Below are 21,558 nucleotides of genomic sequence, written 5' to 3'. Positions count from 1 at the left end.
GTCCGCGCGGCAACAGGGGGCAGCCGTGCAGACAGAAAAAGTAACGCCAATGATGGCGCAATATCTCGAGCTTAAAGCGGACCATCAGGACGCGTTGCTGTTCTACCGCATGGGCGATTTTTACGAGATGTTCTTTGACGATGCCATCGCCGCGGCAGAGGCGTTGGACATCGCGCTCACCAAACGCGGCAAGCATCAGGGCAAAGATATCGCCATGTGCGGCGTGCCGGTGCATGCCGCCGAAGGCTACCTGCTGACGCTGATCCGCAAGGGGTTTCGCGTGGCGGTCTGCGAGCAGATGGAAAGCCCCGCGGAGGCCAAGAAACGCGGCTACAAAGCGGTCGTGAAACGCGACGTGGTGCGGCTGGTCACCCCCGGCACGCTGACCGAAGAAAGCCTGCTGGAAGCCCGCCGTCACAATTACCTCGCGGCCTTTGCCGAGGTGCGCGATGCCTGCGCGATGGCTTGGGTCGATATCTCGACCGGCGCGTTTCATGTGATGCCACTGGCGCAGGTTCGGCTGGGGCCGGAATTGGCGCGGCTGTCCCCGTCGGAACTGATCGTCTCAGAGGCGAAAGAGACGGATTTGCACGAGGTCGTCTCTGATTTTGGGATTGCACTGACGGGTCTGGCCCGTTCGGCCTTTGACAGCACCAGTGCGGAAAAACGGGTCTGCGACCTGTTTGATATCGCCACGCTAGAGGCTTTCGGCAGCTTCACCCGCGCCGAAGTCTCGGCTATGGGAGCGGTAATAGAATACCTCACTATCACTCAACGCGGCAAGCTGCCCCTGCTCCGCCCGCCCCAGAAAGAGGCAGAGGCCCGCACCGTTCAGATTGACGCGGCAACCCGGCGCAATCTGGAACTCACCCACTCCCTAAATGGTGGCCGCGCCGGGTCTTTGCTGTCGATCATGGATAATACCGTCACCGCCGGGGGCGCGCGGCTGTTAGAGCGGCGAATCTCAAGCCCCTCGCGGGTCGTCGATGTGGTGAGCAACCGCGCCGATGCGGTGAGCTTTGCCTATGATAACGCCCGGCTCGCGGACGACATCCGCCAGCGTCTGCGCAATGTGCCTGATCTCGACCGCGCGCTATCGCGCCTGTCGCTTGACCGCGGCGGCCCCCGCGACCTTGCCGCGATCCGCAACGGTTTGATCGAAGCTGAGGCTTTGCACCAGACCCTGACGCAGCAGGATCTGCCCGACCTGCTGCGCGAAGCCGCCGAAGGGTTGCAGGGTCATGGCGACCTCATCGACCTGTTGGATCACGCCTTGGTGGCCGAGCCCCCGCTGATGGTGCGCGACGGCGGTTTCATCGCCCCCGGCCATGACGCCGACCTCGACGCCGCGCGCGAGCTGCGCGACGAAGGCCGCAGCGTGATTGCCGGTATGCAGCAGCAATTTGTCTCTGACACGGGGATTTCGTCGCTGAAGATCAAGCACAACAACGTGCTGGGATACTTCGTCGAATGCACCGCGACCCATGCCGAGAAGATGCTGAACCCGCCGCTGTCAGAGACCTTTATCCACCGGCAGACCACGGCGAACCAAGTGCGCTTTACCACTGTCGAACTGTCCGAGTTGGAGACGAAAATCCTCAACGCGGGCAACCACGCGCAGGAGATCGAAAAGCGGCTCTATGAGAGCCTTCGGAGTGCTATTCTAGAGCATGCGGCAGAGATCGGCCAAGCCTCCGCCGGGCTGGCCGAGGTCGATCTGGCCACAGGTCTGGCCGACCTCGCCCGGAGTGAGAATTGGACCCGCCCCCGCGTGGATATGTCCCGCGCCTTCGACATCCAAGGCGGGCGGCATCCAGTCGTGGAACGCGCTCTGACCCAGCAATCGGGCGAGCCTTTCATCGCCAATGACTGTGACTTGAGTGCCGAAGGCGAGGCCGCGAACATCTGGCTCCTCACCGGCCCAAACATGGCCGGTAAATCGACCTTTTTGCGCCAGAACGCGCTGATCGCTCTGATGGCGCAGATGGGCAGTTTCGTGCCTGCGAGTTCGGCGCATATCGGCGTTGTTAGCCAGCTCTTCAGCCGCGTCGGCGCCTCAGACGATCTGGCGCGGGGCCGCTCGACCTTCATGGTCGAAATGGTCGAAACCGCCGCGATCTTGAACCAAGCCGATGACCGCGCGCTGGTGATCCTCGACGAGATCGGGCGCGGCACGGCCACCTATGACGGCCTCTCGATCGCTTGGGCCACGCTGGAACATCTGCATGACGTGAACCGGACCCGGGCGCTCTTCGCCACCCATTACCACGAGATGACGGCGCTGGCCGGCAAGCTGCCGGGGGTCGACAATGCCACGGTGGCGGTCAAGGAATGGGAGGGCGAGGTCGTCTTCCTGCACGAAGTGCGCAATGGCGCCGCGGACCGGTCTTATGGCGTGCAGGTGGCGCAGCTGGCGGGCCTGCCCGCCCCGGTGATCGCCCGCGCCCGCGTGGTGCTGGAGGCATTGGAGAAAGGCGAACGCGAAGGCGGCGCGACACAAAAGACGCTGATCGACGATCTGCCGCTCTTCGCGGCCAGCCCGCCCCCGCAACCAGCCCCTGCGAAAACCTCGGCGGTCGAAGAGAAGCTGGCAGAGATCATCCCCGATGAACTCTCCCCACGTGAAGCGCTTGAGTTGATCTATAAACTGAAAGAGGCGGCCAAATCCTGACCGCCTCTTTTGAAAGTGACTGATTGCGCGCTTAGCTCGCCGGGGTCGAAGACACCCCAACCTGCGCCGGGCGCAACAGACGGTCGTGCAGCATGAAGCCTTCGGCGGCGACCTGAATGATCTCGCCCGCCACGGTGCCGGGCACCGGCGCTTCGAACATCGCTTCGTGATGCTTGGGGTCGAACTTGTCGCCAACCTCGGGCGCGATCACTTCGATGCCGTGCTTTTTAAAGACATTCAGCAGCTCGCGCATCGTCAGTTCCACACCTTCCAGCAGCGGGCCAAAGGCCTCTTTCTGCTCATCGGTGGTGGTTTCCAGCGCGCGTTTCATGTTGTCATAAACAGGCAGCATGTCTCGGGCCAGCTTGGAGCCGCCATAGTTCTCGGCCTCGCGACGGTCCTTGTCGGAGCGTTTGCGCGCATTCTCGGCATCGGCGAGCGCGCGCATGAAACGGTCGCGGTACTGGTCACGCTCGGCGCGCAACTCTTCCACCGCAAGGGCTTCTTCGTCGATCTCGGCCATGTCTTCGGCGTATTCTTCAGCTTCGGCGCTGTCGATCTCGTCCAAAAAGTCGTTTTCTTTCGGCTCTGCCATGTTCCACCTCTAGTTCCGGTCGGAAATCAGCTTTCCCACCAGTTGTGCCGTGTAGTTCACAATCGGCACGATACGTCCATAATTTAAGCGTGTCGGGCCAATGACACCCACAGCGCCGATCACCTTACGATCAGCGTTCATATAAGGGGAAACGACCAGAGAGGAACCCGAAAGTGAGAAAAGTTTGTTTTCCGAGCCGATAAAAATGCGCACACCGTCCCCATCTTCGGCCAGTTCGAGGAATTCGGCGATGTCCCGCTTGCGCTCAAGATCATCGAAAAGGCTGCGGATACGGTCAAGGTCTTCGGCCTCCGCCTCTCCGCCCAGCAGATTCGACCGACCGCGCACGATCAAACGCTCTGAATGCTCCCCTTCCGCGTCCCACAGCACCGCCCCGCTTTCGACAAGCTGCTGCGCCAGCACGTCGATCTCCTGACGGCGTTTGGCGATCTCTTGCTTTATGCTGCGCTGCAACTCGCTGAGGGTTTTGCCTTCGACGAAAGCATTCAGGAAATTCGCCGCCTCGCGCATCGAACTGGGGGTCTGCCCGGGTGGCGGCGTGAACAGCCGGTTCTCCACATGGCCGTCTGAGAACACAAGCACCACCAAGGCTCTATCAGGCGAGAGAGAGACGAATTCGATATGTTTGATCGGCGCTTCGTGCTTTGGCGTCAACACGAGGGAGGCACCATGCGTGACGCCCGACAGGGCCGATCCGATCCGGTCCAACAGTCCGCCGACATCGGAGGAATTATTCCCCAAGGTCGCGTCGATCTTCTCCCGGTCAAGCTCCGTCGGATCGCCAATCTCGATCATCCCATCGACGAACATCCGCAGCCCTAACTGCGTCGGAATGCGCCCGGCTGAGACATGGGGGCTATCCAACAGGCCCATATATTCAAGATCCTGCATCACATTGCGGATCGTCGCCGCCGAGACCTTTTCGCTGAAGTCCCGCGTCAGGGTGCGCGACCCCACCGGATCGCCACTTTCCAGATAGCCCTCAACCACCCGGCGAAACACTTCGCGGGATCGGTCATTCATGTCTTTCAGCAATTCAGGCGTGTTTTTCATCGGTGCTCGCTCTCTTGTCTAATAAAGGTACAAGCCGGGCAAACGTCAATCGGGGTTGCATCAAAGCCTTGTGGGGCGGTATCCCCGGACAACATCAAAAAGGATATGTCATGCGTCCCTCTGGCCGGAAACTCGATGAAATGCGCGCCGTCTCGATCGAGACAGGTTTCACCAAACATGCCGAAGGGTCGGCCCTGATCAAGATGGGCGATACCCATGTGCTCTGCACCGCGACGATCGAAGACCGCGTGCCGCCCTTCATCAAAGGCTCCGGTCTGGGGTGGGTCACTGCCGAATACGGCATGCTGCCCCGCGCCACCAACACGCGGATGCGCCGCGAAGCCGCCTCGGGCAAACAAGGCGGTCGCACGGTCGAAATTCAGCGCCTGATCGGCCGCGCCCTGCGCGCCGGGGTCGACCGCTCTGCCTTGGGCGAGCGTCAGATCACCGTCGATTGTGACGTGCTGCAAGCCGATGGCGGCACCCGCTGCGCGTCCATCACCGGCGGTTGGATTGCCCTGCGTCTGGCCGTGAACAAACTGATGAAAGCGGGCGATGTCGTTTCTGACCCGCTGGTCGATCCGGTCGCGGCGATAAGCTGTGGCATCTACGCGGGCCAGCCGGTGCTCGATCTCGATTACCCTGAGGATTCCGAGGCGGGCGTCGATGGCAACTTCATCATGACCGGATCCGGCAAGCTGATCGAAGTGCAGATGAGCGCCGAGGGCTCGACCTATACCCGCGACCAGATGAACCAGCTGATGGACCTGGCCGAGAAAGGCGTCGGCGAACTGGCCACCATCCAAAAATCGGTTACCGCATGACCCGCAAGTTTACCGAAAATCGCATTCTCATCGCCACCCATAACGCGGGCAAACTGGCTGAAATGCGCCAGCTCTTCGCCCCCCACGGGGTCGAGGTGGTCGGCGCGGCAGAGGTGAACCTGCCCGAGCCGGAAGAAACCGAGACGACCTTCGTCGGCAATGCCCGGATCAAAGCGCATGCCGCCGCCAAGGCGACCGGCTTGCCCGCATTGGCCGACGATTCCGGCATCGAAGTCGAAGCGCTTAACAATGCGCCCGGCGTCTATACCGCCGATTGGGCCGAAACAGAGAATGGCCGCGACTTCGTCATGGCCATGACCAAGACGCGCAACCTGCTGGAAGAAAAGAACGCCCCCCACCCCCGCCGCGCGCGTTTCTGCGCGACGCTGGTGCTGGCATGGCCCGACGGCCATGATGAGGTTTTCGCGGGCAAGGTGAACGGCACGCTGGTTTGGCCGATGCGCGGCGAACAGGGTCACGGCTATGATCCGATGTTTCAACCTGACGGCCATGAGGTCACCTTTGCCGAAATGGACGCCGAGCAAAAGAACAGCATCAGCCACCGCGCCGATGCCTTTGCGAAACTGATTGCGGGCTGTTTTGGCTGAAGATTGGCAACAGGGCGGCTTCGGCCTCTATATCCATTGGCCATTTTGCGAGGCGAAATGTCCCTATTGCGACTTTAACAGCCACGTTAGCCGCCGGATCGACCAAGCCGCTTGGCGGGATGCCTATCTCGCCGAGCTTCAGCGCGCTGCGGATGAGACACCGGGGCGCGTGCTCAATGCGGTCTTTTTCGGCGGCGGCACGCCCAGTTTGATGGACCCCGATGTCGTCGCAGACATCATCAGCGCCATCCGGCGCCACTGGCCTACGGCGAACGATCTGGAAATCACCCTCGAAGCCAATCCCGGCTCGGTCGAAGCGGGCCGCTTTGCCGCCTATCGACAGGCCGGGGTGACGCGCGTTTCCATGGGCATTCAGGCACTGAACGATCCGGATCTCACACGTTTGGGCCGCCTGCATACGGCAAAAGAAGCGATGACCGCCTTCGACATCGCCCGTAATACCTTTGACCGTGTGAGCTTCGATCTAATCTATGGGCGGCAAGACCAATCCGCCACGGCATGGGAAGCCGAGTTGAAACAGGCTCTATCCCTCGCGATAGACCACATTTCGCTCTATCAACTCACGATCGAACAAGGCACCGCCTTTGGCGACCGTTACGCCCGCGGAAAACTTCGCGGCCTGCCGGACGAAGATCTCGGCGCGGATATGTTTACCCTGACCCAAGACATCTGCAACGAAATGGGCATGCCTGCCTACGAGGTGTCAAACCACGCCCGGGATAGCGCCCAATCGCGTCACAACCTGATCTATTGGCGCTATGGGGACTATATCGGCATCGGCCCCGGCGCTCATGGGCGGCTAACGCTGGACGGACAGAAATTCCCGACGGTTGCTTATAGCAATCCACAGCGGTGGCTCGACGGTGTCGCAAAAGGCGAAACGGAGAAACCCCGGACCGCCCTGAGCCGAAGAGAACAGGCGACCGAGTTTCTCCTGATGGGCCTGCGCCTGAAAGAAGGCGTCGACCTTAACCGTTACACCGAGATTGCCGGGCATGAGATCGACGAAAAGGCCGTCAATCACCTGCAAGACATCGGCATGGCAACACGCGAGAAGGAAAGGTTAATCGTTTCAGATCAAGGCGTTATCGTCCTAAACGCCGTGATCGAAACGCTTCTGCCTTAAGAGCTGCCCAACAGGCGGCAGATCTCATCCAACTGGTCAAGCGTGGTATAGTGCAACGTCACCTTACCCGCTTCCTGACCCGGTTTATGGTCCAAACTAACCTTCATACCTAGGTTGGCTGACAGGTCGCCTTCAAGCGCCTGAGTATCGGCATCCTTCTCTGGCCGCTGCGAGAGACGCTCTTTATTTACCATATTACCGCGCTCGCCAGCTTGATCTTTCTTGACCAAAGCCTCGGTCGCGCGCACGGAAAGGCCGCCTTTGATGACCTGCTGCGCCAGTTTCAGCGGATCCTTCGCCGGAATTAGCGCCCGCGCATGGCCCGCGCTTAGTTCATTCTGGCGCACCATCTCTTGCACCGGATCTGGCAGGTTCAGCAGACGCAATAGATTGGCAATATGGCTTCGGCTTTTCCCAAGGGCTTCGGCCATCTTCTCCTGAGTATGGCCGAACTTATCCATCAACTGACGATAACCCGCCGCTTCTTCGACCGAATTCAGATCTGCCCGCTGGATGTTCTCGATGATCGCGACTTCCAGGACTTCGACATCAGTGAACTCGCGCACGATCACCGGAAGGCTATGGACCTTCGCGATCTGCGAGGCCCGCCAGCGCCGTTCACCCGCGACGATCTCGAAGTTTCCGTCGGCCAAAGCGCGGACGATCAGAGGCTGAATGACCCCCTTTTCTTTGATTGAGGCCGCGAGATCATCAAGATGCTCTTGCTCAAACCGCTTACGAGGCTGATCCGGGTTCGGTTTGATCCGCTCGATCGGAACGAACTGCTCCGCCGCCGCGGCCCCCTTGGCGGCCACGCTCTCGGTCTCCGCTACATCCGCCATCAGTGCCGAAAGCCCCCGGCCAAGGCCCCGTTTGCGCTCTTGTTTGTCTGCCATACTGCCACCTTATTAACCATTGTTTCTTGTCAGCTCCGCCGCCAAATCGCGGTAGGCTTGTGCCCCTTTCGATGTGGGATCATAACTCAATACGGGCATGGCAAAGCTCGGTGCTTCGCTCACCCGAACATTACGCGGAATAACGGTTTGGAACACCAGTTCACCAAGATTCGCCCGTGCGTCATTCTCAACCTGTTGTGACAGATTATTGCGGCGATCGTACATGGTCAGTAGAACGCCCTCAATCCGCAGGTCTTTGTTCCCACTTTGCCGAACCTCTCTTATCGTCAACATAAGCTGGGATAGCCCTTCCAGTGCGAAAAATTCGCTCTGCAAAGGCACCAGGACCGAATGCGCCGCGATCATCGCATTCACCGTCAATAGGTTGAGTGAAGGCGGGCAATCGATCAAGATATAGTCGAACTTGAACTGATCCATCTGCGTCTGCCTGAGCGCGTCGTGCAAAAGGAAACTTCTCTTCTCATTCGAAAAGAGTTCGATGTCCGCTGAGCTGAGGTCAACCGTCGCCGGAACGATAAGTAACCTGTCCGTTTCGGTGCGCTGGATAACATCCTTCGGAAGGCTATCGTCCAGCAAAAGATCATATGTCGTAAACTCGCGATCTTCGACTTCGATCCCGAGCCCCGTAGAGGCGTTGCCCTGCGGATCCAGATCAACCACCAGAATACGCTTTCCAGACTCCGCAAGCGCAGCGGCAAGATTGATCGTCGTCGTCGTTTTTCCAACGCCGCCCTTCTGGTTTGCAATGGCAATGATTTTCGGTCCATTTGGACGAGAAAGGTCAGACACGGGCGATTTCCTTAATCTTTAGAATGGCAGCGTCCAAATTGGTCTTGCTGGTTACCGTCTCTAGGTCGTAAGTCCAATCCTGCCGCGCCTCTAGGTCTTCGCGCTGCCAGCTTTGACCTTTAGGGAAAAGTGCAATGCCTCCGCGTTTAAGATGCAACTCGGCGAACCCTAACAACTTCGTCAGATCGGCTAAAGCGCGGGCAGACAGCACGTCTGCTTCGAGACATTCGAGTTCTTCAATTCTCTCAGTTTTCACCTTTGCCGAAAGATCAAGTTCTCGAATGGCCGTCCGCAGGAAAGCTGATTTCCTTTGATCACTTTCAACCATGACTACATCGAAATTGCGTTCTTCTTGATTGAGGATCGAAATAACAATGCCCGGGAAACCTCCGCCGCTACCGAGGTCTATCCATTTCCCTCGGCCCGTAGCAAGCTCAAAGATTTGGACGGAATCCAGAATATGGCGAGACCACAGGTCGTCCAAGCTGCTCTTGGAAACCAAGTTAATCTTCGGATTCCATTTCCTCACGAGTTCGGCAAAGGCTTTCAGCTTTTCCAATGTTTCACGTGAAACATCGAGGTCATTTTCGGTGCTCATGCTGACTTCTTTCCGGCCCCGCGCTTCACACGAGCAAGTATCAAAGTCAGCGCGGCTGGTGTCATTCCATCAATGCGCGCCGCCTGTGCCATTGTCTCCGGACGCGCGGAAGATACCTTCGACTTCAGCTCGTTAGAAAGGCCTGCAAGATCATCGAAGGAAAAATCAGACGGTATACGAACGTTCTCGTCTTTCTTAAGCACATCGATCTCTTTCTGTTGTCGAGCGATGTAGGTTGCGTAAAGCGCGTCCCGCTCAATCTGTCGACGTATTTCGAATGGAGTTTCTTCTAGGCTGGGATCAAGTGGCAGCAAGTCTTCAAACTCCACATCGGGAAACGCGAGAACCTGATAGCCGCTACGCTTTGCACCATCTTGGTTGATTTTGATACCGGCGCTCGCAAGCGCTTTCGGCGTATACTCCGTACCTTCCAGCTTCGCTTTTGTCTCCTCTAGGGAGGAAACTTTCTCCTCGAATCTATCTCGGCGCGCGTCAGAAATACATCCTAATTGGATCGCCAAAGGGGTTAGCCGCTGATCCGCATTGTCTGCCCGTAGCGACAGGCGGAACTCGGCCCGAGATGTGAACATTCGGTAGGGTTCCGTAACGCCCCGGGTCGTCAGATCATCGACCATAACCCCAATATAGCTTTCGGAACGGGTAAATTTCACCGCATCCCGGCCTTGGGCGCTAAGAGCGGCATTCAAGCCTGCTACCAGTCCCTGCGCGGCCGCTTCCTCATAGCCAGTCGTACCATTGATCTGTCCGGCGAGATAAAGGCCGGGTACGGTACGGACCGCAAGCGTTGATGAAAGAGCGCGCGGATCGACGTAGTCGTACTCGATGGCGTAACCGGGTTGCAGAATAGTTGCGTTTTCGAGACCAACCATGCTCCGGACATAGGCTTCCTGCACATCCGCCGGGAGAGAGGTCGAAATGCCGTTTGGATAGACGGTATGATCATCCGCGCCCTCGGGCTCTAGGAAAACCTGATGCGACTCTTTATCGGAAAAACGGACGACCTTATCTTCGATCGAAGGGCAATAGCGCGGGCCTACGCCATCGATATGCCCGCCATACATTGCGGACCTATCGAGATTCTCCCTGATGATCTGATGAGTTTTCTCGTTCGTATGGGTAATACCGCAGGCGACCTGAGGGGCTGAAACCTTATCGGAGAGAAAGGAAAACAGGACGGGGTCATCGTCCCCGGGCTGCGCTTCCAATATATCCCAGTTGATCGTGCGGCCATCCAGACGGGGCGGCGTCCCCGTCTTTAGTCGGCCCATCGGGAGATTAAAGGAATCGATCCGTTCGGCCAGTTTGACCGACGCTTTGTCCCCCATGCGGCCGCCTTCGTGCGATACCTCTCCGATATGAATGACACCTCGGAGGAAGGTCCCAGTTGTGAGAATTACAGACGCCGCTTTGATGGTCGTTCCGTCGGCCAAGACTACGCCGGCAACGGCTTCTCCATCCATCACGAAGTCGGTAACCTCTCCTTCAATGATGTCGAGATTCTCTTGCGCTTCGATCTCGCGCAGCATTTCTGTCCGGTAGATTTTCCGATCAGCCTGAGCGCGGGGGCCCTGAACCGCGGGGCCTTTCCGGCGGTTTAGCAGACGGAATTGAATGCCGGCCTTATCGGCAACGCGGCCCATGACGCCGTCCATCGCGTCAATTTCTCGTACCAGATGGCCCTTCCCCAATCCGCCGATGGCCGGATTACAGGACATGACGCCGATCCCATCGCGGCTCATCGTGACGAGCGCTGTTTGTGCGCCGAGCCGTGCCGAAGCGTGCGCTGCTTCCGCGCCCGCGTGGCCACCACCGATCGCGATCACATCAAAATGTTTCACGTGAAACACTCCATCATTTACCTACGCAAAAGCTGGTGAAAATCTCATCCAGCAGGTTCTCGACGTCTATGCGGCCCACTAGGGTTTCCAGCGCGCGGATCGCGAACCGAAGCTCCGCAGCAGCCAAATCATAGAAATCAGGTCCGCGAGTCAGGATAACATCTACTTCAGCCAAACACGAGACGGCTTGCTGCAAAGCGACTCGATGCCGCTCATGGGTCGCAAGTCCGATGCTTGAGCTGCGTTCCGAGAGCGTAGATTGAATGCGGTCGATGAGCTCTGACACGCCCTGCCCGGTCTTCCCTGAGATACCGTTCGCCTCAATACGAACGAGATCTGCCTTGGGGTGGAGAACAATATCCTCTTCCTCCGGCGTAAGGGCCAAGGCCTCACCCGGCGCCGCGAGAAACACCCGCAGATCCGCCGCCCCGGCGCGTTCGATTGCGCGTTCAATCCCGATGGTTTCAACTTTATCTTCGCTCTCGCGGAGACCCGCCGTATCCAACAGGGTAACCGGCAGCCCGCCGAGGTCCATTCGAACTTCGATCACGTCGCGGGTGGTGCCTGCGACTTCGGAGGTGATTGCGGCGTCACGTCCGGCTAGCGCATTCAAGAGGGTCGACTTACCCGCATTTGGCGCGCCGATAATCGCGACTTCGAAGCCGTTTCGAACCCGTTCAGCGACATAAGTGCCCTTCGCTTCGGCCTGCAGTTCCTTGCCGACTTTCGAGAGCAGCGCCTCCACCTCGGGGGTGACATCGACGGGCACTTCTTCGTCCGCGAAGTCGATCGTGGCTTCCAGTAGCGCAGCGGCGCGGATCAAGTCTTTTCGCCAATCTTCGACCCGTGCGCCGAGGTGGCCCGACAAAACGCGAAGCGCCTGCTTCCGCTGCGCTTCCGTTTCGGCTTCGATGAGATCCGCCAGCCCTTCGACCTGCGCGAGATCCAGCTTTTCATTCTCTAACGCACGGCGGGTGAATTCCCCCGCTTCAGCCATCCGAGTTTCGGGGAAGGTCGAGAGCAGGGAAAGCATCGCCCGGACCACGGCGATGGAGCCATGAAGTTGAAATTCGACCACATCCTCGCCAGTGAAGGAGTTCGGCCCGGGGAAGCTCAGGACCAGAGCTTGGTCGATAACCTCTCCGCCCGTGCCGCGGAGGTTTCGCAACACGCTTTCGCGTCCTTCAGGACGTTTGCCGGAAATCTCCTGCGCGATCGCGAAGGACTGTGGGCCGGAAATGCGTATCACCGCAACCCCGGCACGGCCCGGCGCTGACGCTTGGGCGAATATCGTGTCCATATTTCACTAACCTATTGTTATTACGAAATAACTCAGGTGTTCATGGAGTCGAAGAAGTCAGAGTTCGACTTGGTTTGCTTGAGCTTGCCGAGCAGGAACTCGATGGCGTCAGTGGTGCCCATCGGGTTGAGGATACGGCGCAGGACGAAGGTTTTCTGCAGGTCCACCTTGTCGACCAGAAGATCCTCCTTCCGGGTGCCGGACTTGAGGATGTCGATCGCCGGGAAGACGCGTTTGTCGGCGATCTTGCGGTCCAGCACGATCTCGGAGTTGCCGGTGCCTTTGAACTCTTCAAAGATCACCTCGTCCATGCGGCTGCCGGTGTCGATCAGCGCGGTGGCGATAATGGTGAGCGAGCCGCCCTCTTCGATGTTCCGCGCAGCGCCGAAGAAACGCTTCGGCCGTTGCAGGGCATTAGCGTCGACACCACCGGTCAGGACCTTTCCCGAGGACGGCACCACGGTATTGAAGGCGCGACCCAGACGGGTGATCGAATCGAGCAGGATGACAACGTCGCGCTTGTGCTCGACGAGGCGCTTGGCCTTTTCGATGACCATCTCGGAGACGGCGACGTGGCGCGTGGCCGGCTCGTCGAAGGTGGAGGAGACGACCTCCCCTTTCACCGAACGCTGCATGTCGGTGACTTCCTCGGGCCGTTCATCGATCAGCAGGACGATCAGGTAGCACTCCGGGTGATTTTTCTCGATGCTGTTGGCGATGTTTTGCAGCAGCACGGTCTTACCGGTGCGCGGCGGGGCGACGATCAGCGAGCGCTGGCCCTTACCGATAGGCGAGACCAGATCGATGATCCGCGCCGAGCGGTCCTTGATCGTGGGGTCGTCGACCTCCATCGTCAGGCGCTCGTCGGGGTAAAGCGGCGTGAGATTCTCGAAGGCGACCTTGTGGCGCGCCTTCTCGGGCGCCTCGAAGTTGATCTTGGTGACCTCGGTCAGCGCGAAATAGCGTTCGGTGTCATCGGGCGCCTTGATTAGCCCCTCGATAGTGTCCCCGGTGCGCAGCGACCATTTGCGGATCATGTCGGGCGAGACGTAGATGTCATCGGGGCCCGGCAGGTAGTTCGCTTCGGGAGAGCGCAGGAAACCGAATCCGTCTTGCAGCACTTCCAACACGCCGTCGCCCGAGATCTCCCAACCGTCATCCGCGCGCTCGCGGAGAATCTGGAACATCATCTCGCCTTTACGCATGGTCGAGGCGTTTTCGATCTCCAGCTCTTCGGCCATGGCGAGCAGGTTTTTCGGCGTCTGCGCCTTGAGATCAGCGAGGTTCAGCGTTTCGGTTGTCATGGAGCATCCTGTTCAGCCGCAGCAGAATGCGGGCTGGTCGATCATTTGAATGTGGCAAGCAGAAACCGCCCCGGACGGGACAGTGGCGCAGATATAGGCGGCAGCGCGGCTTGAGTCAATTGCCTCAGAATTTCACGACCACCGAGAAGACGATCACGATCATCAGCAGCGTCGGCACTTCGTTTAAAAGCCGGAACTGACGGCCCGTGACGGTACTGTCGCCGCTTTTGACGGATTTGACCTGTTTTTTCAGCCAAACATGGAAAACCGTCATGGCGATGACACTGGCCCCCTTGGTCCATGGCCAGATCATCGTCCAATCCACGATTCCGGGCGTCAGAACGAGGGCGAGGCCGAATAGCCATGTCGCCATCATCGCGGGCCGCATGATGAACTGAGCGAGCTTGAATTCCATCATCGCGAAAGTCTCATGCATCCGCCCGGCTGAGCCCGCCTGTTCGACATGATGCACGAAGAGCCGCGGCAGGTAGAAGAGCGCCGCCATCCAACTGATGACCGACACGATATGGAGCGCTTTGATCCATGGATAAGCGAGGCTGAGAAGATCAAACATGGGGAAGGCTCCGGTGTGCGTGCTTCTTTCTTAATAAATAAGAAAAGAGAAAAGATGTAGTTGATTGTAGGGCGCCTGAATCCTGTGGATTAATGATTTATACCGCCGCTTATCAACAGGTGAACAAACTTCGCGGCCCCCTGTGGATAAGCTGGCCCCGATTCGCGAATATTAAATTTTCTCAGGATCTTGCTAGCGTATTTTCCGGGGGACAAAATGTATCAAAGCGGGGATAACCGGTGAAGTCTCGTGGTTATACGCACAAGCGGCTTATCCCTATTCATCGGGGTGGGAATCGGCGACAAAAACCGCGACTCGGGGCGAGATCTGCGGGCTTGTGCTGTCAACTTTTATCTCGCAGAACAAATCCTCAAGATTTGCGCCAGATCATCACAGGGTTATCCACATGCCGCAGAAAATCATCCTCGCCTCCGGCTCGGAGATCCGGGCGCAGCTTTTGGCGCAGGCCGCGATCCTGCATGAGGTGATCCCAGCCAAGATCGACGAAGAGATGATAACCGCCGCCCTGCGGGCCGAGGAGGCCAAGCCGCGCGACATCGCCGATACCTTGGCCGAGATGAAAGCCCGTAAAGTGAGCGAAAAGCACTTTGGCGCGTTGGTTCTGGGCTGCGATCAGGTGTTGGACCATCGCGGCGAGATGCTGCACAAGCCGCGTGATAAGGGTGAAGCCATCGCGCAGCTTCACCGTCTGCGCGGGGATCGGCATTCCCTGCTCTCCGCCGCGGTGCTTTATGAAGACGGTAAACCCCTGTGGCGGCACGTCGGTCAGGTGCGGCTGCGGATGCGTGACGCAAGCGACGCTTATATAGAAGACTACGTCGCGCGAAACTGGGACAGCATTCGCCATGCGGTCGGCTGCTATAAGCTGGAAGAAGAAGGTGTCCGGCTCTTCACGCAGATTGAGGGGGATTACTTTCACGTCCTCGGTATGCCATTTCTTGAACTGCTGAATTACCTGACGCTGCGCGGAGACCTCACGACATGAGCCTGCCCAAAATCCCCCTCGCCGGTGTGATCGGATCGCCCATTGCGCATTCCAAATCCCCGCAAATGCACCGCCACTGGCTAGAGACCTACGGGATCGCCGGTCACTATGTGCCGCTTGATGTGGCGTCTGGTGATCTGGAAGAGGTGTTGAGAGCGCTGCCCAAAATGGGCTTTGTTGGGGTGAACCTGACGATCCCCCATAAAGAAGCGGTGATGGAGATTGCGGATCTTATCACCGACAGGGCCACTCTGATCGGCGCGGCCAATACTTTGATCTTTCGCGCCGATGGCAAAATTCACGCGGATAATACGGATGGCTACGGCTTCATCGAAAACCTCAAAGCCGGTGCGCCGGATTGGGATCCGAAGGCCGGACCGGCGGCGGTCTTGGGCGCGGGGGGCGCGGCGCGGGCGGTTGTCTCGTCGCTGTTGGATGCTGGTGTGCCTGAGATCTGCCTGTCAAACCGTACCCGCGTGCGGGCGGAGCAGTTGCAGCGCGATTTCGGCGGCAGAGTGAAAGTCGTCGATTGGGTGCAAGCGGGCAATATGATCGATCACGCCAGTTTGTTGGTGAACACCACATCGCTTGGCATGATCGGCAAAGGCGCCTTGCGGGTGCCGCTGGATGGGCTGCGTCCCGGCACCGTGGTGACGGATCTCGTTTACGCTCCGCTGCGCACCCATCTGCTTGAAACAGCTGAGAATATGGGCTGCGTCACGGTCGACGGGCTGGGCATGTTGTTGCATCAGGCGGTCCCAGCGTTCGAGCGTTGGTTCGGCCAGCGGCCCGAGGTCGACCGCGCCACGCGAACGGCGGTGCTGCGCTGATGTTCCACCTCGGGCTCACCGGTTCCATCGGCATGGGTAAATCGACCACGGCAAAGATGTTCGCCGAGGAAGGCTGCGCCGTTTGGGATGCCGACGCGGCGGTGCACCGGCTTTATGCCCCGGGCGGGGCCGCCGTGGCGCCGATGCAGGCGGCTTTCCCGGAGGCCATTGAGGGCGGCGGCGTCTCTCGTGCCGCGTTGAAAGAGATCATCACCGCCGATCCGACCGCCCTGCCCCGGATCGAAGCCATCGTGCATCCGCTGGTGGCCGAAGACCGGGCGACGTTTCTGGCGCAGGCGGTTAGCGACATTGCCGTTCTGGACATTCCGCTGCTGTTCGAAACCGGCGGCGAGGCTGCGATAGACGCGGTGGCCTGCGTGTCGATCCCGGCAGAGGTGCAGCGCGACCGGGTACTGGCGCGCGGCACAATGACAGAGACGCAATTCGACGCCATCCGCGCCAAGCAAATGCCCGCCGAAGAGAAGTGCGCCCGCTCGGACTATGTGATAGTGACCGACACGCTCGACCATGCCCGCGCGCAGGTGCGGGCGGTGATCCGCGACATCAGGGAAAGACTGCGCCATGCGTGAAATTGTGCTCGATACCGAAACCACCGGCTTTGACCCCGAAAGCGGCGACCGCATCGTCGAGATCGGCGCGGTCGAGCTGATGAACCACATGGCCACGGGCGAGACCTATCACCAATACATCAACCCCGAACGCTCGATGCCCGAGGAAGCCTTTCAGGTGCACGGGCTGGGCGATGATTTCCTGCGCGACAAGCCCAAGTTCGCGCAGATCGGGCGGCAGTTTCTGGATTTTATTGGCGATTCCAAGCTGATCATCCACAACGCGGCCTTCGACATCAAATTCCTGAACGCCGAACTGCGCTGGATGGGCCTGCCGCAAATCCCGTGGGAACAGGCGCTCGACACGCTTGAGATCGCGCGCAAACGCTTCCCCGGCTCGCCTGCTTCGCTTGATGCGCTCTGCCGCCGCTTTGGCATCGACAATACCTCGCGCACGCTGCACGGCGCCCTGCTCGACAGTGAAATTCTGGCCGAAGTCTATCTGGAATTGATCGGCGGGCGGCAGCCCGACTTTGCGCTGTCCTCCGGACCCGAACGGAAAACGGGGGAGCCGGACACGCGCTGGACCCCGAAACCGCGGCCCAATCCCCTGCCCTCACGTCTGACAGAGGCCGAAGCCGCCGCCCATGCCGAATTTGTCGGCAAACTGGGCGACGACGCGCTGTGGAAACAGCTGGGCTAACGCTTAGGCGTCGGCTTTTGGCGAGTTTTCGGCCTGACGGCGGGCAACTTCGTTGCGGTACAGCGACAGGAAGTCGATGTTCTCAAGGTTCAGCGGCGGGAAGCCACCGTCACGCGTCACGTCGCTGACGATGCGGCGCAGGAAGGGGAAGATCATGCGCGGGCATTCGATCAGCAGATAGGGGTGCATCTGCTCTTCCGGCACGTTTTCGACTTGGAAGATACCGACATAGTCGATCTCCAACACGAAGAGCGTCGCGTCGCCGTCTTTCGCTTTGGAGGTGATGTTCAGCTTGATCGCGGTTTCATACTGGTTCTCGCCCGAACGCTTTTTCGCGTCGAGGTTGACCTGAACCTGCACGTCGGGCTGCACATCCGCCGGGGCACCCTTTTGCGCCATGATGTTTTCGAACGACATGTCGCGGATGAACTGGCCCAGCACGCGCATCTGCGGTTGCTTGGGTTGTGCGGTTTCGTTTTCTGCCATTTTCTGTGTCCTGTTGTGGTGAATTTCTTAAATCTACCCGGACTTAACAGGTCGGCACGGGCCGCTCAATCCTTAGTCCAGCCCGAGGGCCCCTTGGTCTGGCGCGGCTGTTCGGGGATCTCATGGAAATCGCCGTCGATCACATCGCCGCGCGGATCGCCGCGGCGTTGCGGCCCGGGCCGCTGCCCCATGCCGCCGGGGGTGCCAAAGCTTTGGACCTTCACCCGGTCGCGGATCGCGCGATAGGCGGCGGCGCGGAAGCGCGGCACCAGAAAGGCAAAGCCGACAGCATCGGTGAAGAACCCCGGCGTCAGCAGCAGCGCGCCGGAAAACAAAATCATCGCGCCATGCACCAAAGGCTCGGTCGGGTCGCGCAAATCATTGAAGGAACTGCGCAACTGCCCAAGCGCCAGCGCGCCCTGAGACCGCACCAACCATGTGCCCAAAAGGGCGGTCAAAACCACCACGGCCAGCGTCCAGCCAAGGCCGATGACGCCACCGACTTGGATGAAAAGCGTGATCTCGATCAGAGGCACGGCGATAAATGCGATCAATAGCCACATGCGGCGGAGTCCTTTCGCTGGGGGCAGAGTGGACTTGCCCCGGTCGAACACCTACATAAGAGCTTAACTCGCATGTTTCCATGCCACCCCTGAATGAGGTTTCGATGAATTCTCCCCTGATACAGCTTCTGGTGCTTGCCGGTATCGCCGTATTCCTGATCCTGCGGCTGAAAAACGTGCTTGGCACGCGTGAGGGTTTTGAAAAGCCCCCGGTTACCGATCAAACGCCAAGCCCGCGCAGCGGCCCCGCGTTTGAAGTGATCGAAGGTGGCCCGGATCTCGATATCACTGACCACGTTCCCGAAGACAGCCCCTCGGGCAAGGCCTTGGCCGAGATGAAGCGGGTCGAGCCGTCCTTTGGCGTTAACGATTTCCTGCAAGGCGCGCGCGGCGCTTATGAGATGATCGTCATGGGCTATGAGCGGGGCGATTTGGCCGAAATTCAGCCGTTTCTGGCTGATGACGTCTATGAAAGCTTTGTTGACGGCGTCGCCGCGCGGGAGGACCAAGGTCTAACGATCGAGGCGACTTTCATCGGCGTGCGCGAGATGGAACTGATCGACGCCAAGATGGACGAGACCACGAAAGAAGCCGAACTCACCATCCGCTTCGTCGGCGAGCTGACCTCGGAGGTTCGCAACCCCGAGGGCGAGATTGTCGAGGGCAGTAGCACCGAAATCAAACGCCAAAAAGATACATGGGTCTTCGCCCGTGTCATGGGCTCGGACGATCCGAATTGGCTGTTGGTTTCCACAGACGGGTAGCGCGTGCGCTTGGCGCACTGGCGCTGTTGGGCGGTGTGTCGATGAACACGCCGTCCGCAGCAGAGGTGCATTATACCGTCATGGATTTCGACCAGCTTGACGGCTGGGCCGAAGATGACCACGCCGCTGCCTTTGAGGTTTTCACCAGCACCTGCGGCGACATGAAAGATGTCGATTGGCGCGCGCTTTGCAAGCTGGCCAAAGATGGCCCCGACGCACGGCAGTTTTTCGAATTGTTCTTTCGGCCTGTGTTGATGGAAGACGGGAAAGACGCGCTTTTTACGGGCTATTTCGAGCCCGAATTGGACGGTGATCTCTACCCCTCTGCCCGGTTTCAATATCCCATCTACGCCATGCCCCCCGAGGCCGAGCAGATCCGCCCCTGGCTCACCAGGCGCGAGATCCTAGATGGCGACGTGATGCGCGACCGCGGGCTCGAGATCGCTTGGGTCGATGACCCGGTTGAGCTTTTCTTTCTGCAAATTCAGGGCTCTGGCCGTATTCGCCTGCCCGATGGCAGCTATCTGCGGGTGGGCTATCGCGGCGCGAATGGCCATGATTACCGCTCAGTCGGGGTCGAATTGGTGCGGCGCGGGGTCTATGAGGCGCATCAGGTCAGCGCCGATGTCATCAAGAATTGGGTGCGCCGCAACCCCGAAGATGGCCGCGAATTGCTCTACCATAACCCGTCTTACGTCTTTTTCCGCGAAGTCAGCCGCGTGCCCGCCGATAAGGGGCCGCTGGGGGCGATGAACCGGTCCATCACCGCCATGCGCAGCATCGCGGTCGACCCATCGCATGTGCCTCTCGGCGCGCCGGTCTGGATTGAGAAGGACGGGAAGGAGCCTCTGCGCCGTCTAATGGTCGCGCAGGATACAGGCTCGGCCATCAAGGGGGCGCAGCGGGCGGATGTATTCTTTGGCACCGGTGACAAAGCGGGCCGCGCTGCGGGCCGTCTGCGTGATCCGGGGCGGATGATGGTCTTGATGCCCATCCAACGCGCCTATGCTTTCCTGCCGGAGAGCGCGATATGAAACGGCGTCGCTTGAACGAAGACGATCTTGAACTCTGGCGCCGGGTGACCGAGCGGACGGAGAAGCTGGAGCTGAACAAGCTTTTCACGCCCGAGATCGACGCGCCCCCCCCTGCCCCGCCACAAGTTCGGCGGGCCAAGATCGCCTTGCAGGGCAACAAACCGCAGCCATCCATGAAAAAGCGGGGCAACGACCTGCGCCCGACATTGGCCGAGCAGATGAAGGCCGCGCCGGTTCAGATGGACAACAAGGCCTATAGCAAGCTCAAACGCGGCAAACTGCGCCCCGAAGGCCGGATCGATTTGCATGGCATGACGCTTGATCGGGCGCATCCTGCCCTGAACGGCTTCATCATGGATGCCCATGCCCGGGGCAAACGGCTGGTGCTGGTGATCACCGGCAAGGGCAAGCGCCGCGACGACGGCGGCCCGATCCCTGTGCGCGATGGCGTGCTGCGCCATCAGGTGCCGCAGTGGCTGTCTATGCCACCGCTCAGCAGTCTCGTGCTACAGGTCGCGCAGGCCCATGTCAGCCACGGCGGCGGCGGGGCCTATTACGTCTACCTGCGGCGCAACCGCTAGCTGTGCAGCAGCGGTTTGTAGCGCGCAATCGCCCATGCGGCCAAGCCTGCGGCGATCAGATAATAAAGCGCGATCGGCAACATTTGCTGCGGGAAATCGACGCCCAAGTCGATGAACAGCCCCGTCACCCCCGGCCCGATGGCCGAGCCAAAGACCATCAGCGCGGCGGCGACCGCTTTAATCGACCCCACATGGCGGGTGCCGAAATACTCGGCCCAGAAGGCCGCCGGCGCGGTGGATTGCATCCCCTGCCCCATGCCGAAAATCAGCAAGCCGATCCCGGCCATCCAGAGCGTGTCGGCATAGGCGAGGTAGTGTCCCGGGATGTGGTGTAGGAACTGGCATCCACCTGCTTCTTCATAGCTGGTGTCGCTCGTTCACTGAGCGGCGATCATTGCCGTCTCCTCATCATGGTTGCACACGGCGGTTAGCTTTTCTACCGGCATGTAGCGGCGAGAGACGGCCCACTCATCATTTTGCTCCAGCATGAGCGCCCCGACGAGCCGAATGACGGCCTCTCGATTGGGGAAGATGCCGACGACGTTGGTGCGCCGCTTGATCTCCTTGTTAACGCGCTCCAAGGGGTTGGTGCTGTGCAACTTCGAGCGCAGGCTCTCGTCGAACGCCATGTAGGCCAGCACATCGTGCTCGGCCTCGTCCATTAGCTCGGCTACATCGCGGTACCGGTCACGCAGGTTGTCGGCGACCTCGCGCCAGCGCAGATGAGCCTGATTGCGGTCCTTTTCGGCGAAGACGGTCTTC

The 21,558-nt window shown here is 59.6% G+C and carries 23 protein-coding genes and 1 pseudogene; 11 read left to right on the top strand and 13 right to left on the bottom strand.

All coding sequences use genetic code 11. The features are described from left to right. The first annotated feature begins 49 nt into the window (after positions 1–49). Entirely contained in the window at positions 50–2,671 is a 2,622-nt protein-coding gene (gene mutS / locus ACGYLX_RS06850; protein WP_394448646.1) for a DNA mismatch repair protein MutS, read from the top strand. 31 nt (positions 2,672–2,702) lie between these two features. Here the strand turns inward: mutS and ACGYLX_RS06845 are convergent, their stop codons facing one another. Continuing rightward, complete coding sequence (locus tag ACGYLX_RS06845; RefSeq protein ID WP_067267873.1) at positions 2,703–3,266, bottom strand: nucleotide exchange factor GrpE; 564 nt, start codon at positions 3,264–3,266, stop codon at positions 2,703–2,705. A gap of 9 nt (positions 3,267–3,275) precedes the next feature. Next, positions 3,276–4,340 carry a heat-inducible transcriptional repressor HrcA gene (hrcA, locus tag ACGYLX_RS06840; RefSeq protein WP_271688629.1) on the bottom strand — a complete coding sequence of 355 codons (1,065 nt, stop codon included), beginning with the start codon at positions 4,338–4,340 and terminating at the stop codon, positions 3,276–3,278. Between the two features lie 110 nt (positions 4,341–4,450). Here hrcA and rph point away from each other — a divergent pair, with 110 nt between their 5' ends. From rph to hemW, 3 genes are read left to right on the top strand one after another with little or no spacing between them, the layout of a single operon-like run. Beyond that, positions 4,451–5,164, top strand: a complete 714-nt coding sequence (rph, locus tag ACGYLX_RS06835) for a ribonuclease PH (protein ID WP_394448158.1) — start codon at positions 4,451–4,453, stop codon at positions 5,162–5,164. Next, entirely contained in the window at positions 5,161–5,772 is a 612-nt protein-coding gene (gene rdgB / locus ACGYLX_RS06830; RefSeq protein ID WP_394448156.1) for an RdgB/HAM1 family non-canonical purine NTP pyrophosphatase, read from the top strand. Before rph ends, rdgB begins: the two co-directional genes overlap by 4 nt. Continuing rightward, positions 5,765–6,919 carry a radical SAM family heme chaperone HemW gene (gene hemW / locus ACGYLX_RS06825; RefSeq protein ID WP_394448154.1) on the top strand — a complete coding sequence of 385 codons (1,155 nt, stop codon included), beginning with the start codon at positions 5,765–5,767 and terminating at the stop codon, positions 6,917–6,919. The genes rdgB and hemW overlap by 8 nt, the downstream gene beginning before the upstream one ends. Here the strand turns inward: hemW and ACGYLX_RS06820 are convergent. The 7 genes from ACGYLX_RS06820 to ACGYLX_RS06790 all read right to left on the bottom strand — a co-directional run bounded on the left by ACGYLX_RS06820 (position 6,916) and on the right by ACGYLX_RS06790 (position 14,260). After that, entirely contained in the window at positions 6,916–7,815 is a 900-nt protein-coding gene (locus ACGYLX_RS06820; protein ID WP_394448153.1) for a ParB/RepB/Spo0J family partition protein, read from the bottom strand. The two genes, hemW and ACGYLX_RS06820, sit on opposite strands and share 4 nt — an antisense overlap. Before the next feature lie 12 nt (positions 7,816–7,827). Beyond that, positions 7,828–8,625 (bottom strand): ParA family protein, encoded by a 798-nt coding sequence (locus ACGYLX_RS06815; RefSeq protein WP_394448151.1) that lies wholly within the window; start codon positions 8,623–8,625, stop codon positions 7,828–7,830. Then, positions 8,618–9,223 carry a 16S rRNA (guanine(527)-N(7))-methyltransferase RsmG gene (gene rsmG, locus ACGYLX_RS06810; protein ID WP_394448149.1) on the bottom strand — a complete coding sequence of 202 codons (606 nt, stop codon included), beginning with the start codon at positions 9,221–9,223 and terminating at the stop codon, positions 8,618–8,620. The genes ACGYLX_RS06815 and rsmG overlap by 8 nt, the downstream gene beginning before the upstream one ends. After that, entirely contained in the window at positions 9,220–11,082 is a 1,863-nt protein-coding gene (mnmG, locus tag ACGYLX_RS06805; RefSeq protein WP_394448147.1) for a tRNA uridine-5-carboxymethylaminomethyl(34) synthesis enzyme MnmG, read from the bottom strand. The genes rsmG and mnmG overlap by 4 nt, the downstream gene beginning before the upstream one ends. 13 nt (positions 11,083–11,095) lie before the next feature. Further along, positions 11,096–12,382, bottom strand: a complete 1,287-nt coding sequence (gene mnmE / locus ACGYLX_RS06800; protein ID WP_394448145.1) for a tRNA uridine-5-carboxymethylaminomethyl(34) synthesis GTPase MnmE — start codon at positions 12,380–12,382, stop codon at positions 11,096–11,098. Positions 12,383–12,414: 32 nt separating this feature from the next. Further along, positions 12,415–13,686: a transcription termination factor Rho gene (gene rho / locus ACGYLX_RS06795; RefSeq protein WP_067267859.1), complete on the bottom strand. Its 1,272-nt coding sequence runs from the start codon at positions 13,684–13,686 to the stop codon at positions 12,415–12,417. Positions 13,687–13,810: 124 nt separating this feature from the next. Further along, complete coding sequence (locus ACGYLX_RS06790) at positions 13,811–14,260, bottom strand: CopD family protein (protein WP_394448143.1); 450 nt, start codon at positions 14,258–14,260, stop codon at positions 13,811–13,813. A 406-nt stretch (positions 14,261–14,666) separates the two neighbouring features. Between ACGYLX_RS06790 and ACGYLX_RS06785 the strand changes: the two genes are divergently transcribed. From ACGYLX_RS06785 to dnaQ, 4 genes are read left to right on the top strand one after another with little or no spacing between them, the layout of a single operon-like run. Further along, complete coding sequence (locus ACGYLX_RS06785) at positions 14,667–15,266, top strand: Maf family protein (protein WP_394448141.1); 600 nt, start codon at positions 14,667–14,669, stop codon at positions 15,264–15,266. Continuing rightward, positions 15,263–16,096, top strand: coding sequence for a shikimate dehydrogenase (locus ACGYLX_RS06780; protein WP_394448139.1), 834 nt, complete (start codon positions 15,263–15,265; stop codon positions 16,094–16,096). The genes ACGYLX_RS06785 and ACGYLX_RS06780 overlap by 4 nt, the downstream gene beginning before the upstream one ends. Next, positions 16,093–16,686, top strand: coding sequence for a dephospho-CoA kinase (gene coaE, locus ACGYLX_RS06775; protein ID WP_394448642.1), 594 nt, complete (start codon positions 16,093–16,095; stop codon positions 16,684–16,686). Before ACGYLX_RS06780 ends, coaE begins: the two co-directional genes overlap by 4 nt. Continuing rightward, positions 16,679–17,368, top strand: coding sequence for a DNA polymerase III subunit epsilon (dnaQ, locus tag ACGYLX_RS06770; RefSeq protein WP_394448137.1), 690 nt, complete (start codon positions 16,679–16,681; stop codon positions 17,366–17,368). Before coaE ends, dnaQ begins: the two co-directional genes overlap by 8 nt. Before the next feature lie 3 nt (positions 17,369–17,371). On the opposite strand, the gene secB is transcribed toward dnaQ, so the two are convergent. Both secB and ACGYLX_RS06760 read right to left on the bottom strand, forming a co-directional pair. After that, complete coding sequence (secB, locus tag ACGYLX_RS06765) at positions 17,372–17,854, bottom strand: protein-export chaperone SecB (RefSeq protein WP_394448135.1); 483 nt, start codon at positions 17,852–17,854, stop codon at positions 17,372–17,374. A gap of 65 nt (positions 17,855–17,919) precedes the next feature. Beyond that, a complete protein-coding gene (locus ACGYLX_RS06760; RefSeq protein WP_394448133.1) occupies positions 17,920–18,417 on the bottom strand; it encodes an FxsA family protein in 498 nt (165 codons plus the stop codon). 104 nt (positions 18,418–18,521) lie between these two features. Between ACGYLX_RS06760 and ACGYLX_RS06755 the strand changes: the two genes are divergently transcribed. The 3 genes from ACGYLX_RS06755 to ACGYLX_RS06745 are packed head-to-tail and all read left to right on the top strand — an operon-like array spanning position 18,522 to position 20,796. Beyond that, positions 18,522–19,181, top strand: coding sequence for a Tim44/TimA family putative adaptor protein (locus ACGYLX_RS06755; RefSeq protein WP_394448132.1), 660 nt, complete (start codon positions 18,522–18,524; stop codon positions 19,179–19,181). 41 nt (positions 19,182–19,222) lie between these two features. After that, complete coding sequence (locus tag ACGYLX_RS06750) at positions 19,223–20,215, top strand: murein transglycosylase A (RefSeq protein ID WP_209216913.1); 993 nt, start codon at positions 19,223–19,225, stop codon at positions 20,213–20,215. Next, positions 20,212–20,796: a Smr/MutS family protein gene (locus tag ACGYLX_RS06745; RefSeq protein WP_394448130.1), complete on the top strand. Its 585-nt coding sequence runs from the start codon at positions 20,212–20,214 to the stop codon at positions 20,794–20,796. The genes ACGYLX_RS06750 and ACGYLX_RS06745 overlap by 4 nt, the downstream gene beginning before the upstream one ends. On the opposite strand, the pseudogene ACGYLX_RS06740 reads toward ACGYLX_RS06745, so the two are convergent. Continuing rightward, a pseudogene (locus ACGYLX_RS06740) lies at positions 20,793–21,107 on the bottom strand (MFS transporter); the annotation flags it as partial. The gene ACGYLX_RS06745 and the pseudogene ACGYLX_RS06740 overlap by 4 nt on opposite strands. A 66-nt stretch (positions 21,108–21,173) precedes the next feature. Further along, a partial coding sequence (locus tag ACGYLX_RS06735; protein ID WP_394448128.1) for a transposase occupies positions 21,174–21,558 on the bottom strand: 385 nt, incomplete at its 5' end.

It is taken from the genome of Sulfitobacter sp. 1A13496 (assembly GCF_043557225.1).
In the GTDB taxonomy this organism is placed as follows: domain Bacteria; phylum Pseudomonadota; class Alphaproteobacteria; order Rhodobacterales; family Rhodobacteraceae; genus Sulfitobacter; species Sulfitobacter faviae.
This window is presented reverse-complemented; position numbering and strand designations above follow the sequence as displayed.